Raw genomic sequence first — 16,519 nt, 5'->3', positions numbered from 1 at the left:
TCGGCGCCGTCTTCAACTCCCTTGAGGTCTTTGGTGAAAAGCACACGAAAGGGTGATCGCTCACGGCGTCGCAATTGACGCCTTATCGAAAAGAAATGGGCTTTCTTCGGGGAGTTGTGCACACAGCGAGTACGGAAGTGTGCGCTGCGTTGTCATCGGAACCGGGTGCGCAGTGCTGTGAGCAGGTACGCGCAGAGCAGTGCCGCCAGCGACAACGCCAACGCGCCCCCGACGGGTTGAGCCAGGACCCGCACCGCCGCGACCAGGTACCGCTCCCCTCCGAAGGGCCACTGCAGCAGGAAGACCTCCCGCATCCGCACCGGGAAGTCGGGCGCCATCCGTACGGCCGGACCCCGCAGCGCCTTGTCCACGAGGGGCACGACGAGGACGGGCACGGCGAGGACGGCGGCCAGTCCGGCCGTCGTGGACCGGAACACACCGGCCGCCAGCACGCCGGCCCAGGCGCAGCCGACGACCAGCCCGAACCAACTCGCGGTCAGCGAGAGCCAGTCCGCGGGAACTTGCGTCAGCTCCCGTCCGTAGACGATGTAGAGCACTTCGGCGTCGCAGCCCACGGTGAGGAAGGCGAGCAGCACCGCGGTGGCGCCGGAGACGAGCAGTTTCGCGGTGAGCAGCCCCAGCCGGCGGGGGACGGTGCCGCGGTCCGCCGCCAGGGCGGGGTGGCGGAACTCGTCCCCGAAGGCCAGCGCACCGAGCAGTCCCGCCGCGAGCGCCGCGGGCGGCAGCGGCAGCTCCCGCGGCCATGCGGCGAACAGCCGCGCCTGCGGTGTGTGACCGAGTCGCGCCAGGAGTACGGCGGTGAGCACGGACACCACCAGTACGGCGCCGCAGGTGAGGAAACCGGTGCCGATTCCGCCGGCGCGCCGGATCTCGTAGCGCAGGGGGCGGAGAGGACTGCGGGCGGGGCGGACGGTGATGGGGGGTGGGAGCGGGAAGGCGGCGGGGAAGGTGCGGACACCGTCGGGCCGGGCGGCGCGGCCGGTCTGCTGCTGCCGGGCGGCCGGATTCCTCGCCCCGGGCAGGAGGGTACGTGCGCCGGCGACGATCGCTGTGGCTGTGCGGGCACGTCCGGCCTGCGGTTCGGAAGCGGTGGCGACCCCGCCGAGGCCGGAGTCCGGGGTGGTCGCCGGATCGGTGGACCGGCCGCCGGTGGCCCTGGCGGGCGCATCACCGGCGTCCGCACCGGCCGTGTTCTTCTCGCCGGACGCGGTGACTCCCCCGTGGCCATGGGTACCGTCCTCGGCCGCACCGGCCGACGGCGCGTCGTGCGCCGTGGCACCGGAGACGGTGAGTGGACGTTCTGCCACGCTCCTTTGATCGAGACCGTGGCTGGGCGCGGTCCGCTCGCCGTCGGCGGTCCATACGCGTTCCCGCGCCGCGAGCCCGGGAGCCAATCGGTCTTCGCCGACCGGGGAGGGGCCGCCCACGGCCCGCTCAGGCTCCGGCGCCGAGGAGTCCGGCGCGTGTTCCCGCTGCCCCGAAGGCTGCCCGGTGATGGTCATGCCGACCGACGAGCGCCACGGCGCCGTGGTGTCCGGCTCGGATGCGGATCGGTCCGGGGGCGTCGCGCGGGATTCGGCCGCTGTGGCACCGGTCCCGGGGGCGCGTGACTCCACCGGTGGCTCCGTGGCGCGCGCGTCCGCCGCGTGGAGGGCGAGCGTCTCGGTCTCCTCGGACACCGGCCTCGCGTCTGCGGGCGCCGTCGGCGACTCGTCCACGGTTTCGCTCGGGTTCTCCGGTGAGTCGCGGAGCGCGGTCGAGCCGGGGTTCGGCGCGGAGCCCGTGGCGGGTTCCGGCGCCGAGCGGCCCGACACGGTACGTCGGCGGCGCGCCCAGGAAGGGGCCGCCGATGCCTGCTGCGGCTCCTCGTACGGGCCGTGGGACGCCGACGCTTCCGATTCCGCCGGGCTGTGGTGCTGCCGGGTCTCCCGGTCTGCCGGCGATGCGTCCGGGACAACCGGGAGGGGCTCGGTGGAGCTCACCCCTGCGTCCCTCTCGGTACCGGCTCCCGGCCCCATGTCACCGACCTCGTCGGCCAGTTGATGGACGAGGATGCCGTGCCGGAACGCGATCTCCCCGACGTCGGCGGTCGTGGTGCCGTACACCGACAGGCGGTTGCCGCCCTCGCGTACGACCTCGACGGAGCGGCGAGCGGTGCGCGCGTCTTTGGTGAGCAGGGCCGCGAGGCGTACGGCGTGGGGGCTGCGGACGGCCACACGGGGGCGTAGCCGGGTGCGGGCGAACACCCTTGCTTCCTGGTCCGCGACGACTCTGCCGGCGTCGAGCGTGACGACCCGGTCGGCGGTGCGCGCGGCCTCCTTGGTGTCGGCCGTGGTGAAGAGCACCGTGCCGCCCTGGACGGCGTGGGCCCTCAGCATGCTGTGCAGCCACTGGGCCTCACGGGCGGAGAGGCCGTCGGCGGGTTCGTCCAGGACGAGCGTGTGCGGGTCGGGCAGCAGGGCACAGGCCAGGCCGAGTCTGCGGTCCATGCCGCGCGACAGCGTGCCGAGGCGCTCCTCGCGGAGGCTGACGAGACCGACCACTTCGAGGACCTCGTCGGCCCGCCGCGCGGGAACTCCCGACGCCGCGCAGAGCATGCGCAGATGGCCACGGACCGAGCGGGACGGGTGGCCCGGTACGTCGCCGAGGAGTACGCCGACTTCCCGTGACGGATGCGCGATCCGGTGCAGTGGCCGCCCTCTGAAGTAGGTGATGCCGCGCCCGGGTTCGAGTTCAAGCATGAGTTTGAGCGCCGTCGTCTTGCCCGCACCGGCGGCCCCGAGGAGCGCGGTGACATGCCCGGCGGGCGCTTCGAAGGAAACGTCGTCGACAGCGGGCGGATGCGCCTTGCGGGGGTTGCTGGTCAGTCCGAAGGCCTGGATCACCTGCAGCAAGATAGCGCTATATGTCTGGTTTTTCCGGCATAAGGCGACTTGCGAAAACATGCCGCGTGGTCTAGCCCCGATCTTGTCCGCCGTTCGATGGACTCGGGGCTCAGTACGGGCAGCCGGTGCGCCGGTCGTCCAGGCGGGCCTGCCGCCCCGGTCTCACACCTCGGGGCGCAGCATCGGCGGGTTGAGCAGGGTGGCACCGCCCGCCCGGAAGAGTTGCGCCGGCCTGCCGCCCTGGCGCGTGGTCGTACCCCCTGTGGGGACGAGGAAGCCGGGTGTTCCGGTGACCTTGCGGTGGAAGTTGCGCGGGTCGAGGGCCACACCCCACACCGCCTCGTACACCCGGCGCAGCTCTCCGACGGTGAACTCCGGCGGGCAGAAGGCGGTGGCCAGCGACGAGTACTCGATCTTGGAGCGGGCGCGTTCCACTCCGTCGGCGAGGATCTGCGCGTGGTCGAAGGCGAGTGGTGCCACGGGTTCGCCGTCGCGGCTATAGCCACCCTGCTGGAGCAGTTCCTCGACCGGGGCCCAGCGCGCGTTGCTGGCGTCGCCGCCGGCGCGCGGCGCGGGCAGGTCGGGCGCGAGCGCGAGATGCGCGACGCTGACCACTCGCATGCGCGGGTCCCGCTTGGGGTCACCGTAGGTGGCGAGCTGCTCCAGGTGGGCTCCGTTGTCCTGGGCAGGGGCCGAGGGGTCGTGGGCGCACAGCCCGGTCTCCTCGGCCAGCTCGCGCGCTGCCGCCTGGGACAGGTCCTCGTCGGCCCGTACGAAGCCCCCGGGCAGCGCCCAGCGCCCCTGGAACGGCGGCTCGCCCCTGCGGACCGCCAGCGCACAGAGGGAATGGCGGCGCACGGTGAGCACGACCAGATCCACGGTGACGGCGAAGGGCGGAAAGGCTGACGGGTCGTAGGGCATGTCGCGATCATAGTCGTCTCCCTGACGATAAACACTCCCTTCGCCAGTCGCACCGGTGGTGATTCCGCTTCGCTCCGTTACGGGGCGCTGGACCGGCTCCCCGTTCGTCGATCCAGTGCTGTCGCACGAGGTCACCGTCTGTTCCGCGGTGTCACGCTCCCAGTTGCAGGCCGTCCGCCGCCTCCTCCACCATGGCCAGTCCCAGTCGGTTGATCCGTACGGCGAAAGGGGCTCCCGCCACGCGCAGGCCGCTGAGTCCGAGTTCGCCGACCGGGGCGCTCCGGACGGGGCGCAGGGTGACCGTGCGGGCGGGGGCGTCGGGACGGATGCCTGCGAGGGCGGTGAGCAGCAGGACCACGGAGGCCGCGGCGGTGGCCGCCGGACGGCAGGCGGCGGGGTGCGGGAGGGGCGCGGTGCCGGCGGAGCGCTGTTCGCCGGCGAACATCTCGGGCAGGCGGTGACCGAAGTGTTCCGCCGCTTCCAGCAGCCCGTTCAGCAGTCCGGCCGCTTCGTTCTCGTACCCGGCCGCCGCCAGCCCGGCGACCGCGAATGCCGTCTCCTGGACACGCACGGCTCCGGTCCGGTGGCCGAACGGATTGTGGCCCGCCTCGTTGGTACCGAGGCCGCGCAGCCCCCAGCCCGCGTCCATGGCGGGGCTGCCGAGCAGCCGGGCGAGGTGTGCGGTGTGCACCTTGTCGAGCAGGCCCGGGGCGAACATGCCGGCGCCGAGCAGCCCGGTGTCGAGGAGGTGGACGGTGGTGGCGGCCAGGTGGGGCACGGGCCGGCCGTCCTGTGTCAGGGCCATGGCCGGGCGTCCACCAGCGCGGTCCTCCACCCAGAAGTCGGCCCGGAAGGCCGACCGCAGGGCCAGGGCCCACTGGCGCAGTTCCGGGGCGCCCGGTCTGCCGTAGGCGTCGAGAAGCTCGGCACCGAGCAGGGCGGCGCGATGCGCGTGGGCCTGGGTCTCGCAGCGGGCCGGTCCTGCGGGGTGTGGGTCGGAGAGGTAGGTCCTGTCGCGGACGGTGGTCCGCAGCCAGGTCAGGCAGCGCTCGGCCGCGGGGAGCAGTTCCTGCGTCTCCTGATCGGGCAGCCCCCAGCGGCGGGCCTCTGCGAGCAGGACGGGGAAGAGCAGTGTGGCCTCTGTCGCGGTGCAACTCGGCGGGAGATGCGGGCCGGCGTCGCGTCGGGGGCCGGGGATCATGCCGGCCCGGGGACCCGGACCCGGGAGCTGCGTACGGGCCAGGGTGCGCAAGGTGCCCGCGGCGAGACGTGTGCCCAGGGGCAGCGTCATGCGGGCGGCAGCGAGCGCCTCGGCCGGCGCCATTCCACAGCGCCAGGGGGCGCCTGCCGCGAGGTAGGTGTCGGAGGGGTGTGCGGGATCGCGCAGGAGCAGTGCCTGGAGGTCGGCGACCGCCGAGTGCAACAGGGGGCCCACCCGGGGGTCGTCGCCGGCCGCACGGGCGGGGGCCAGAGGACTGGTGGCGGCGTGTCCCGCGGACCTCAGGGGGCCGGCGCCCTCGGGCCGTACCCGCAGTTCCACGGCTGCCGTCCCGCCCGGTGGCAGTTCCAGCTCCCAGCGCAGCAGCCCGGCGGACGCCAGGGCGTCGGACGGTGGCGGGTCCGCGGTGACGCAGGCGGCGGCGTCGGCCCTGGCCCAGCGCAGACCCGAGTCGTGGACGCTGGCCGGGAGTTCGGGGCCTGCCGCCCCGGCGGCGATGGCGCCGAGCTCCGCCAGGTCGGTGGCGAGGGCGACCTCGACGGGGAGGCGCAGGGCACGTGGGGCCGCGCTGCGAAGTGTGATCCTTTCTGTTCCGTCGGCGTGACGTGTCCGTTCGACGACGATGTCGGGGTCAGGGCCGGCGGCCGCTGAAGTGCGCAGCGTCCCCACGAAGCGGGCGGTGTCGGCTCCGGTCATCCGCGCCTGCACCGGCAGCGGTTCACGGCCGGCCACGCGGAGCTGGCACCGGGACAGCAGCCGCCTGCCGCCCCGGTAGAACCCGTCCAGTCCCCGGCCGGCCAACTGCCCCGGCTCGCCGGAGATGGCGAGGCCGGGCAGGGCCACACAGATCAGCGCGGTGTGTGTGGGTGGCACTTCCGGCACCGGGCGGCTGACCGGAGGCGTGCGGGGCGGCGCGGCCGCGGCGGGGCGGTGGGGCCGGGAAGTGGCGGCGGACGAGGGGCTGCCCTGGACGGACGGGGCGAGGGGACGGACGTCCGCGCAGGAGGTCGGTCGAAAGTCGGCTGCCTTCGGTGCGCGGGGGCCTGTGCCGTCCGTCAGGAACGGCACAGGCCTGCTCCGGGGCGGACGTTCGCCGGCTGTGGAGGGCGGAGTCGGCTGCTGGTGCATGGGCTGGCTTCTTCTGCGCTCGGTGTACCTCGGACGTGCTGGGCGGCCGGTGGGTCGCCCCGGAGGACAGGGGAGGTGCGGCGGCTGGGCCGGTCCGGGCTTTCCGCCACTCAGGTGAACGGAAGGGGATTGGTCCGGGTCACGGCTCGCCCGACGAAGCCGACCGAATGGTGGTCCGACCGGTCGGCAGGGGGCCGTCAGGGCAACTAGTGGTGACGCGACCGGTCCGCTGGGGCGCCAGGGCAACTGGCGGTGACGCGACCGGTCCGCAGGGGCCGCCAGGGCACCCGGTGGTGACACGACCGACCCGCAGCGAGCCGCCAAGGCACCCGGTGGCGACGCGACCAGCCCGCGGGGGCCGCCAAGGCACCCGGTGCGACCGCGACCGGTCTGCCGGGGGGCCAAGGCACCCAGAGGGGACACGACCAGCCCGGAGCCCCGCCAGGGCACCCAGAGCCGATCGGCCTCGGCGCTTCGCCGGGAGTGTGCTCTCGGGGTGCCCGGAGATGGCTCCGCTCGGGCCCGGTGGACGGGCTGCCGTTCCCGCGCGGGCCGGCACCTGCCCGGGCGCACACCGGCCGACGCTCATCCGTTCTCCTCGGTCTGCGCACGCCCTGTGTCCGGGCGGGCGCCACCAGTTGTGGCGTCGTCTGGGCCCGCCGCAGGCGTGCGCGTGGTGATACGGCTGCGGGTGACGGGCCCGGAGGCCTCGGTGGCGGACCGCCCGGGGCGGGTGTCGGCGGGCCTGCGTCGGCCTGCCTTCGCGCGAGCCGTCTGACGGCCGTCGGCGCCGTCGGCGTTGCGCGAACGGCGCCGTCGTTGCCTGCCCGTCCGGGAGCCGGGCTCGGCGCTCGGGTCGTCTCCCTGGATGCCGTGTGCGGGTGCCGGGGCCGGGGTCTGCTCGGGTTCGGTGAGTGCGGTCCGCGGTGCCGGGTCCGTTCGCTCCGTGGAGCCCGGCGTTGTGCGCCGTGCGCTCTCCGTGCGCAGGCAGCGGCGGACCGCCTCGGGGTCGAGCCCTTCGTTGCAGGCCTGGTGCAACAGGCGGGCGAAGAGGTAGTCGGGATCGGCGGCCAGGGCCATGGCCAGTGCTTCCCTCGCCTCAAGTTCATCCCCCATGGACCAGGCGACCCAGCCCGCGAGGGTCAGTGGTGCGGCGGCGTGCTCGCCGTATGGTCCGACGCAGCGGCGGGCCAGGGCGCGCCAGAGCCGGAGTGCCGGACCGGCCTCGTCTCCTTCCATCCAGGCGGCGGCCCTGTCGCGGGTCGTACGGTCCTGGAGCCCGAGGATCAGCGTGGCCGCCTCGTCGTCCGCGAGGAGATTGTCGTCGCGCACGTCCGCCGGATGCGTGCCGGAGACCGGAGCCGCGGTGCCGTAGCGGCGAATGATCCGCTCGGCCAGGTCCAGGGTCTCCGCCGCCACCTCCTGTCGTGCCGTCTCGTCCAGGAGGCGGGGCACCAGGCTCATGCCGGCCGCGTCCAGGGCGATCTCCTGTTGCAGCGCCGCGGTGGTCTCCCACGGCTGCAACCTGGCGCGCAGCTCCCGCAGTGTGCCGCGCACCTGGATGCCGGCGTAGGTGGCCGCCGCGGCGAGCACGGACGTGCCGGGAAGGCCCATCGGCGAGCCGTCCTCGGGGCAGCAGCCCTGCACCGGGCAGCAGTAGGACCAGAAGCGGCCGTCGGAGATGCACAGGGCTTCGATGACCGGCACGTCGAGGTTGCCGCACTCGGTCCGCATCAGGTGGGCCAGCCTTTCCAGCCGTCGTTTGACGTCACGGCCGGACTCTCCCGGGCCCGGTTCCTGACAGACGTAGGCCACCATCCGCTCGGGCCGGGCGCCGCGCCGCTCGCTGCCGGTGACCAGGCCGCGGGCCAGCTGCCGGGCGGCGGCCTCCCAGTCCTCCTCGGTCGCGGGGATGCCCAGCCGGGCCCGGCCGCCGAACCTGCCCCGGCGGCCCGCGTGGTCGTGAAGGGCGACGAGCACCATGCTGTCCTCCGGGCGGTAGCCGAGGAGGTAGGGCAGGGCGTCGGCCAGCTCGGCCGGGGTGCGCAGCGTGACCTGCGTGGCGTGGTCCGCGGGTGCTGCCGCCGGTTCGTGTCCCGAGATGTCGTCGCTTTCGAAGGGTCCGGTGGTTTCGCTGTGATTCGTCATGCGCCGACGATCTCGCGGATCTTGGGATTCCGGTTGAGCCTGTGGATAAGTCGAATCAGGGACACGACAAGCCGTCCCGCGTTGTCCACAGCCTCGGCTCGGGCCCGCCCGTTTGTCGGTCCCGTCCTGTTGTATGGACGCATGGAGCACACGAGCAACGCGGATCTCCGGGAGCAGGCGGACGCCGTCCTCGCCCGGCTCGTCGGGGATGCCACGGGCGCGGCCCGGCTGCGCGAGGACCAGTGGCGGGCGATCGAGGCACTGGTCGCGGACCGGCGCCGGGCCCTGGTCGTACAGCGCACGGGATGGGGCAAGTCCGCGGTGTACTTCGTGGCGACCTCGCTACTGCGGGCCAGAGGAAGCGGGCCCACGGTGATCGTCTCGCCGCTGCTCGCGCTCATGCGGAACCAGGTGGACGCCGCCGGCCGGGCCGGTATCCACGCCCGGACCATCAACTCCGCCAACACCGAGGAGTGGGAGGCCGTCCAGGCCGAGATCGCGGCGGGCGACGTGGACGTGTTGCTGGTCTCGCCGGAGCGACTGAACAACCCGGACTTCCGTGATCAGGTCCTGCCCAAGCTGTCCGCGGCCACCGGCCTGCTCGTCGTGGACGAGGCCCACTGCATCTCCGACTGGGGTCACGACTTCCGCCCCGACTACCGCCGGCTGCGCACCATGCTCGCCGACCTACCGCCCGGGGTCCCCGTACTGGCCACCACCGCCACGGCCAACGCGCGAGTGACCGCGGACGTCGCCGAGCAACTCGGCACGGGGGGCACGTCAGACGCTTTGGTCCTGCGCGGGCCGCTGGACCGGGAGAGTCTGAGCCTCGGCGTGCTGCGGCTCCCGGACGCCGCGCACCGGATGGCGTGGCTCGCCGACCATCTGGACGACCTGCCGGGCTCCGGCATCGTCTACACGCTCACCGTGGCCGCCGCCGAGGAGGTCACCGCCTTCCTGCGGCAGCGCGGGCACGCCGTGGCCTCGTACACGGGCAAGACGGAGAACGCCGAACGGCAACAGGCCGAGGACGACCTGCTCGCCAACCGCGTCAAGGCCCTGGTCGCCACCTCCGCGCTCGGCATGGGCTTCGACAAGCCGGATCTCGGTTTCGTGGTCCATCTCGGCTCGCCCTCCTCCCCCATCGCCTACTACCAGCAGGTCGGCAGGGCCGGCCGTGGTGTCGACCACGCGGAGGTACTGCTGCTGCCGGGCAAGGAGGACGAGGCGATCTGGCAGTACTTCGCCTCGCTGGCCTTCCCCTCCGAGGATCTGGTCCGACGCACCCTGGACGTCCTGGCCCGGGCGGACGGACCCCTGTCGCTGCCCGCCCTGGAACCCCTGGTCGAGCTGCGGCGCTCACGCCTGGAGACCATGCTCAAGGTCCTCGACGTGGACGGGGCGGTGCGCCGCGTCAAGGGCGGCTGGATCGCGACCGGGCAGCCGTGGTCCTACGACGCCGACCGCTATGCGTGGGTGGCCCGGCAGCGGGCGGCCGAACAGCAGGCGATGCGCGAGTACGCGACCACCACCGAGTGCCGGATGGAGTTCCTGCAGCGCCAACTGGACGACGAGGGCGCCAAACCCTGTGGCCGCTGCGACAACTGTGCCGGACCGCGCTTCACCTCGGGTCTGACCCCGGCGGCCCTCGACGCCGCGCGCAGCGACCTGGGCCGCGCCGGAGTGGAAGTGGAGCCCCGCCGCATGTGGCCGACCGGCCTGCCGGCCATCGGCATCGACCTCAAGGGACGCATCCCGGCGGGGGAACAGGCCTCGCCCGGGCGGGCGCTGGGACGTCTGTCGGACATCGGCTGGGGAAACCGCCTGCGTCCGCTGCTCGCGCCCCAGACACCGGACACCACGGTGCCCGACGACGTGGCGCGAGCTGTGGTGGACGTCCTGGCCGACTGGGCCCGAGGTCCCGGCGGCTGGGCCTCCGGTGCGTCCGACGCCCCGCCCCGGCCGGTGGGCGTCGTCACCCTGGCCTCGCGCAGCCGGCCCCTGCTGATCCAGTCGCTGGGCGCCCGGATCGCTGAAGTCGGCAGGCTTCCCCTACTCGGGTCGGTGGAGCACGCCGGGGACGCGCCCCGCTCGCCCCGCAGCAACAGCGCGCAGCGGCTGAAGGCCCTCGACGGCGCGTTCACGGTGCCGCCCGACCTGGCGTCGGCCCTCGCCGAGGCGAACGGTCCGGTGCTGCTGGTCGACGACTTCACGGAGACGGGCTGGACGCTCGCGGTCGCGGCACGCCTGCTTCGGAAGTCCGGGGCGCGCGGAGTGCTGCCGCTGGTCCTCGCCGTGCAGGGGTGACAGACCTGTCGCGGACCAGTCGCCGTGCAGGGGAGACCGGCGAGTCGCGGACAGTCTCTCGCCGTGCAGGGGAGACCGACGAACCACCGACCACCTCTCGCTCTTCAGAGGCAACCGACGAGCCACGGACCACCTCTCGCCGTTCAGTGATGACAGACGTGTCGCGACCACTTCTCGCCGTCCGGGGTTGACCGACGTGCCGCGCCCACCTCCCGTCGTCCGCGGATGAGCGAGGTGGCGCCACCGCGAGCGCCGAGCCCAGCTCAGCGGCGATCTCCAGGAGTGACCGGCGTGCCGCCGCACGCTCTCGCCCCCCGCACTGAGCGACGGTTCGCCGCCGGACTCCACAGCTCAGGAACGACCGCGCAGTCACTCACGGTGGCCCGGCGGGCGGCGACCGAGCACTCCAGGCGTCATCAGCCGAACCTTTGGGTAGGGATATAAGCCCCGCACCACCAGATAACAGTCGGCGGTGCCAATTGCTCGTTGCCGCAGCCAAGTTAGACAGGAAGAATTGAGGTCCGCTCCCCGCACGGCTCGTCCGTGATCCGGTTGGGCTCCGCTGCGGTGCGCGCTCCCCCGAATCCGACCTCGCCCGCAGTGTGGGCGCGTAGCCGAAGGGAGGAACGTGACCTTCGGATTCGCCTCGTCCTCGGCGGCCTCGTTGTCGACGTCCACGTCCGCCGCCTCCGCCAGTCGCCTGCTCGAGCCGGCCGAATGGGCCGCTGCCGGAATCCCTCTGCTGCGCAACCCCCGTGAGGTCGTCAGCGGGCTGCACGCCCGGCATCGCCCGAAGCCGCTCACGGCGATCGTGGCGGTTCTCGACCCGGACGAGCGGCTGCGGGCCAGCGCCTCGTTCACACGCCGGCCGGCTGCCGCCGACGGCTGGATGTTCCGCAACGCGCTGTTGGCCCAGCTGCGCCGGGTGATTCCGCACGACCTCCGCCGCCGCACCCCCGTGCGCACGGCCGTCCTGCTCTACTGCCGAGAGGGTGACGCGCGTTGGACCGAGGAGGACGGCGCCTGGATGTGGGGACTGCGCGATGCCTGCACGCTGCACGGGCTGCGCTGCGGGGCGTACATCACGCTGACGCATGACGGCTGGCAGGTGCTCGGCGAAGGGCGCGGCGGACGCCGGCCCAGCGCGCACTCGGCTCCCGAGCCCTTCGCCACGGCGGATGCCCCGCCGCTCGTACCGCGCACCGGTGGCCCGGTCTCAGAGGTGCTGCGCCGGGCTGCGGCTCGCTGAGGTCGCCGAGTAGCGCTGCGCCGGCGGTATGACGGTTCGTGCGGCCGACCCGCTGTACGAACACCGTGAACGCCGTGAACGGTACGAACTACGACAGCCGGGTCACCCCATCGCCGTGACCGATCGTGCCGGACGAGCACAACAACCAGCCGGGCCGCACCCACGCAACGGCCGGCCGGGGTGCACACAGCAGGTGGCCGGCCAGTAGTCGGCCCGGTGTGCGGTGCCCGAGCCGAGCCGTCGTCTGTCGCGAGCGGCGCCGGGAACACACACCGGCTCACGCGTTGATCCAGCGGAGAGAGACCACTCCGGCCAGATCAACTCGGGAAGCGGCCTCGGCGCGGTCGCCCGGCCTCGGCCTCGGCCACACAGGTGGAACACTCCGTCCGGCCCGGCATGCGTCCGCCGCTGTGGCGACACGGACCAGGTGTGCCGGGCCCTCCGGGTCCCGCTCTCAAGCGGGTCCCTCGGGGAGCCGCCCCGTCAGCGCGCTGCCGCGGCCTGCGTGCGGGCATGCCAAAAGCCGCACCGTGCGGACTCCGCCGGAGCGGCCCCTCGGCACCCCGGTGACCCGAGGCGCCGGACGCGACTCAGACGCCGGCGCCCAGCACCGAGTTGATCTGCTGCGGGTCGCCGCAGACGATCAGCAGGGCACCGGCCCGGGAGTGGGCCAGGGGAAGGGCGGTGGCAGCGGCGGACGCGGGTCCTCCGTTGACGGCCACGACGACCACCGGGCGGGACGCTGCGCGGGAGGCGACGGCGGCGTCCGCGTAGAAGACGTCGTCGCCGGCGTCATGCTGCGCCCAGTAGGACGTCTCGCCGAAGGACAACTCGTGCTCGGCCCACGGGTGCTGGGCACCAGTGGTGATCACGAGCACGTCGCCGGGGGCGCGGCCCGAGTCCAGGAGCAGGTCCACGGCCTCCTCGGCGGCGTCGAGCGCGCCCTCGGCCGAAGCCGGGATCAGCTGGATCTGCGGGGTCGCCGCGGTGGCGGCGGGAGCGGCCGGGCCGGAGGGGCCAGGCTTGGCCGGAGCCACGTCACGCGGCGTGCGCTGCACCGGCGGCGTGGGCCGCAGAGGGCCGGGACGACCGGGGCGGGACGGAGCCGCGGGGCGGGGGCCGGGTACGGGGCGGGGGGTCGGCGCGGTACGGCCGCTGGCCGGAGTGGCGCGGGGACCCTGGGCACTCTCGTGAATCTGAGGCTCCTCGGGAATGAGAGGCATGAGCTGATATTTATCAAACGTTGGTGCGGCGCGGATGACCGGGTGGCACATCAGTGCGAGCGGAACCGTCAGAAATCGAGAACGAGCTGACCCTCGATTTCCGGAACGCTTCCGTCCGCCCAGTTGCGGACCTTCTTGAGGTGCCGCCACTGAGGCAACGCATCAAGATACGCCCACGACAGTCGGTGGTGCGGGGTGGGCCCCCACTCCGCCAGTGCGGCCTTGTGCACGGGCGACGGATACCCGGCGTTGTCCGCGAATCCGAAGTCTGCATGGTCGATACCCAGTTCGGCCATCATTTTGTCGCGCTGGACCTTGGCGATCACCGACGCCGCCGCGACGGCCACACACGACCGATCACCCTTGATCACCGTGCGCACCTGCCAGGGGTCGCCGAGGTAGTCGTGCTTCCCGTCGAGGATCACGGCGTCGGGGCGGATCGGCAGGGCGTCCAGCGCGCGGACCGCGGCGAGCCGCAGCGCGGCCGTCATCCCCAGGTCGTCGATCTCCTCCGGGGAAGCATGCCCCAGTGCGTAGGCCGTCACCCATGACTGCAGGATCAGAGCGAGTTCCGTACGGCGCTTGATCGTCAGCAGCTTGGAGTCGGTCAGCCCCTCGGGTGGGCGGCGGAGTCCGGTGATCGCCGCGCAGACGGTGACGGGACCGGCCCAGGCACCGCGCCCCACCTCGTCGACACCGGCAATGACCTTCGCTCCGGTCGTGGCGCGCAGGGAGCGCTCGACGGTGTGAGTAGGTGGTTCGTACGGCATGGCGCCCTTAGCGTACGCCGCCGGGATCGCCTCGCGACACCCCGGTCGTCCGGCCGGGGCCGGAAGTGCCGGCGCGGAGGATCAGAACTCGTAGGGCCGCAGCAGCGGGAGCATCAACTGGTCGATCATCTCTTCGAGATCCTGATCCCTCCATTCGCTCGCGCACATCTTCGATCGGTACATCATCATGGCCGGGATGGCATCGAAGACGTACCCGTTGGCGGCGTCCGAGCGGACCTCTCCCCGCTCTATCCCACGAGTGATGACCTCCCGCAGCAGCTTGACGGTCGGCTCCACCACGGTCCCGAGGATCACCCCTTCGAAGCGCTCCACCTGCACGTGATCGCACTCGTGAATCACTGAACGCAGCGCGATCCCGGGCCGCGAGTACATGATCTGCCGTACCTGCCGGCACAGGGTGAGCAGGTCCTCGCGCACGCTTCCGAGGTCCGGGGCCTTCTCCACCCGGGGCAGTCCGGACACCAGGGCGTCGGCGACCAGATCCTCCTTGGAGGGCCAGCGGCGGTAGACCGCGGCCTTGCCGGTCTGGGCACCGGCCGCGACGCCCTCCATGGTCAGGCCCTTCCAGCCGACCGTGCTGAGCTGCTCCAGAGCGGCGTCCAGGATCGCACGCTCCAGCACAGCACCGCGCCGACGGGGGGAAGCCGTCCGGTCAGGGGCGGCCGTCCAGCGCGAGGTAACCATCTGTGTTTCTCCAACATGCGACGGAAGCGGGGGGGATGCGGGGGGTGGCGCCGCGCCGCAGCAACAGGGGGACGCGGAACGGGGCGCACGATTAAGTGAACGCTTGCGTTCACTGTTGGGGACTCACTACCGTGGACGCGGAAGTGAACGCGAGCGTTCACTAAAGCCTGTATGGGGGACCCACAGTGACGACCTCTCAGCTGCTCAAGGACGAACAGAAACCGGGCATGGCCCGCCGGGAGGGGCATCCCGGCATCGCACTCACCGTCATCGCGGCTTGCCAACTCATGGTGGTACTCGACGCGACGATTGTGAATATCGCACTCCCGCACATTCAAGAGGCCCTCAAGTTCAGCACCACCGACCTGACTTGGGTGGTCAGCGCGTACACGCTCACCTTCGGTGGTCTGCTGCTGCTCGGTGCGCGGGCCGGTGACATCCTCGGCCGCCGCCGGGTGTTCATGGCCGGCATCCTGCTGTTCACCTTCGCGTCGTTGCTGGGCGGTCTGGCCCAGGAACCCTGGCAACTGCTGGCCGCACGGGCCCTGCAGGGTGTGGGTGGCGCGATCGCATCGCCCACGTCGCTGGCGCTGATCACCACGACGTTCCCCGAAGGTCCCGAACGGAACCGGGCCTTCGGAGTCTTCGCCGCCGTCTCCGCGGGCGGTGGCGCCATCGGCCTGCTCGCGGGCGGCATGCTCACCGACTGGCTCGACTGGCGGTGGGTGCTGTTCGTCAACGTGCCCATCGGGGTCCTGATCGCCTCGCTCGCACCGCTGTACATCAACGAGTCCGAGCGGCATCCCGGACGCTTCGACCTCACCGGTGCGCTGACCTCCACGGTCGGCATGGCGTCTCTGGTCTACGGGTTCATACGCGCCGCCGAGGACGGCTGGCGGGACGGCCTCACCCTGGGCTCCTTCGGCGCGGCCGTGGTCCTCCTGTTCGCCTTCGTCTTCACCGAGATGCGGGCGAAGGAGCCGATCACCCCGCTCAGGATGTTCGCCGACCGCAACCGCTGGGGCACGTACGTGATCATGCTGAGCCTGGCCGCGGCGATGTTCGGCATGTTCTTCTACATCGTGCTGTTCGTGCAGAACGTGCTCGGCTACAGCGCCATCAGGGCCGGTCTCGCCTTTCTTCCCGTGACCGCCGCCATCGCGGTGGGGGCGGGCCTGTCCCAGCGCCTCCTGCCGGTACTGGGCCCCAAGCCGTTCATGATGGGCGGTTCCGCGCTGGTGGTCACCGGGCTGGTCTGGCAGACCTTCATCCGGCCCGACAGCACCTACGTGGGCGGGGTGCTGGGTCCCATGCTGGTGTTCGGCTTCGGCATGGGCCTGAACTTCGTGACGGCCACCGTCACCGCCGTGTCGGGTGTCGCCCCGCACGAGGCGGGGGCGGCTTCCGGGCTCCTCAACGCGATGCAGCAGGTCGGTGGTTCGCTCGGGCTGTCCATCCTGACGACCGTCTTCGGATCGGCCAGCACGCACGAGGCGGAGAAGCAGCTGCCGAAGTTCCTCGCCGACGCCTCGCCGGAACAGAAGGCGGAGTTCGCCAAGACGCACCAGCTGCCCGCGCCCTGGGGCCACGAGGTACTCGCCCACGGCATCTCCACGGCCTTCATACCCGCCGCGGCGATGGCCGCGCTCGGCTTCCTCACCGCTTGGCTGGTGCTCAGGGTCCGCAAGGGAGACCTCGACTCCCTGGCGGGCACGGCGGGACCGCACCTCGGCTGATCCAGGCCGGGCCGCGCGATGCCGCGACCGACCGGATCGTCGCCGGGGGACCGACGGCGCACGCGGCGATCCGGTCGGCCGCACCACGGCCACCAGCGCTCTGGACAAGCCGAGCATCAGGAAGAACAGAGCCGGAACCAGCTCCGGCACCGGCAGCGACCCCGCGCCCGGCAAGGTGCACGTCATCTCCCGCCCCTCCGTTCCTCC

10 protein-coding genes are annotated in these 16,519 nt (G+C 72.5%); 3 read left to right on the top strand and 7 right to left on the bottom strand.

What is annotated here, in order from left to right; translation table 11 throughout:
* Positions 1-152: 152 nt before the first annotated feature.
* From C3492_RS30860 to C3492_RS30845, 4 genes are all read right to left on the bottom strand, one after another.
* Positions 153-2,906: an ATP-binding cassette domain-containing protein gene (locus tag C3492_RS30860; RefSeq protein ID WP_103816005.1), complete on the bottom strand. Its 2,754-nt coding sequence runs from the start codon at positions 2,904-2,906 to the stop codon at positions 153-155.
* Positions 2,907-3,068: 162 nt separating this feature from the next.
* Entirely contained in the window at positions 3,069-3,827 is a 759-nt protein-coding gene (locus C3492_RS30855; RefSeq protein ID WP_103815932.1) for an NUDIX domain-containing protein, read from the bottom strand.
* 151 nt (positions 3,828-3,978) lie between these two features.
* Positions 3,979-5,928 (bottom strand): glycogen debranching N-terminal domain-containing protein, encoded by a 1,950-nt coding sequence (locus C3492_RS30850; RefSeq protein WP_103816004.1) that lies wholly within the window; start codon positions 5,926-5,928, stop codon positions 3,979-3,981.
* An 831-nt stretch (positions 5,929-6,759) separates the two neighbouring features.
* A complete protein-coding gene (locus C3492_RS30845; RefSeq protein WP_103815931.1) occupies positions 6,760-8,322 on the bottom strand; it encodes a DUF4192 domain-containing protein in 1,563 nt (520 codons plus the stop codon).
* A 141-nt stretch (positions 8,323-8,463) separates the two neighbouring features.
* On the opposite strand from C3492_RS30845, the gene C3492_RS30840 reads away from it, so the two are divergent.
* Both C3492_RS30840 and C3492_RS30835 read left to right on the top strand, forming a co-directional pair.
* The gene (locus C3492_RS30840; RefSeq protein WP_103815930.1) at positions 8,464-10,629 is read left to right on the top strand and encodes a RecQ family ATP-dependent DNA helicase; all 2,166 of its coding nucleotides are present in this window, start codon (positions 8,464-8,466) and stop codon (positions 10,627-10,629) included.
* A gap of 628 nt (positions 10,630-11,257) precedes the next feature.
* The gene (locus tag C3492_RS30835; RefSeq protein WP_103815929.1) at positions 11,258-11,878 is read left to right on the top strand and encodes a hypothetical protein; all 621 of its coding nucleotides are present in this window, start codon (positions 11,258-11,260) and stop codon (positions 11,876-11,878) included.
* A gap of 590 nt (positions 11,879-12,468) precedes the next feature.
* Here the strand turns inward: C3492_RS30835 and C3492_RS30830 are convergent.
* The 3 genes from C3492_RS30830 to C3492_RS30820 form a co-directional block, all read right to left on the bottom strand.
* On the bottom strand, positions 12,469-13,101 hold the full coding sequence (locus tag C3492_RS30830) for a hypothetical protein (RefSeq protein ID WP_103815928.1): 633 nt from the start codon (positions 13,099-13,101) through the stop codon (positions 12,469-12,471).
* A gap of 68 nt (positions 13,102-13,169) precedes the next feature.
* The gene (locus C3492_RS30825; protein ID WP_103815927.1) at positions 13,170-13,871 is read right to left on the bottom strand and encodes a ribonuclease HII; all 702 of its coding nucleotides are present in this window, start codon (positions 13,869-13,871) and stop codon (positions 13,170-13,172) included.
* An 81-nt stretch (positions 13,872-13,952) separates the two neighbouring features.
* Positions 13,953-14,576: a TetR/AcrR family transcriptional regulator gene (locus tag C3492_RS30820; protein ID WP_181140643.1), complete on the bottom strand. Its 624-nt coding sequence runs from the start codon at positions 14,574-14,576 to the stop codon at positions 13,953-13,955.
* Positions 14,577-14,803: 227 nt separating this feature from the next.
* Here C3492_RS30820 and C3492_RS30810 point away from each other — a divergent pair, with 227 nt between their 5' ends.
* Positions 14,804-16,312, top strand: coding sequence for an MFS transporter (locus C3492_RS30810; RefSeq protein ID WP_181140649.1), 1,509 nt, complete (start codon positions 14,804-14,806; stop codon positions 16,310-16,312).
* Positions 16,313-16,519: the final 207 nt, after the last annotated feature.

This window comes from Streptomyces sp. Ru62, from assembly GCF_002920615.1.
Lineage (GTDB): Bacteria > Actinomycetota > Actinomycetes > Streptomycetales > Streptomycetaceae > Streptomyces.
This window is presented reverse-complemented; position numbering and strand designations above follow the sequence as displayed.

Excerpts from the sequence above, each read along its gene's own strand:
- C3492_RS30855 (WP_103815932.1), bottom strand. The coding sequence starts at position 3,827 with ATGCCCTACGACCCGTCAGCCTTTCCGCCCTTCGCCGTCACCGTGGAT.
- C3492_RS30845 (WP_103815931.1), bottom strand. The coding sequence starts at position 8,322 with ATGACGAATCACAGCGAAACCACCGGACCCTTCGAAAGCGACGACATC.
- C3492_RS30840 (WP_103815930.1), top strand. The coding sequence starts at position 8,464 with ATGGAGCACACGAGCAACGCGGATCTCCGGGAGCAGGCGGACGCCGTC.
- C3492_RS30830 (WP_103815928.1), bottom strand. The coding sequence starts at position 13,101 with ATGCCTCTCATTCCCGAGGAGCCTCAGATTCACGAGAGTGCCCAGGGT.
- C3492_RS30825 (WP_103815927.1), bottom strand. The coding sequence starts at position 13,871 with ATGCCGTACGAACCACCTACTCACACCGTCGAGCGCTCCCTGCGCGCC.
- C3492_RS30820 (WP_181140643.1), bottom strand. The coding sequence starts at position 14,576 with ATGGTTACCTCGCGCTGGACGGCCGCCCCTGACCGGACGGCTTCCCCC.
- C3492_RS30810 (WP_181140649.1), top strand. The coding sequence starts at position 14,804 with ATGGCCCGCCGGGAGGGGCATCCCGGCATCGCACTCACCGTCATCGCG.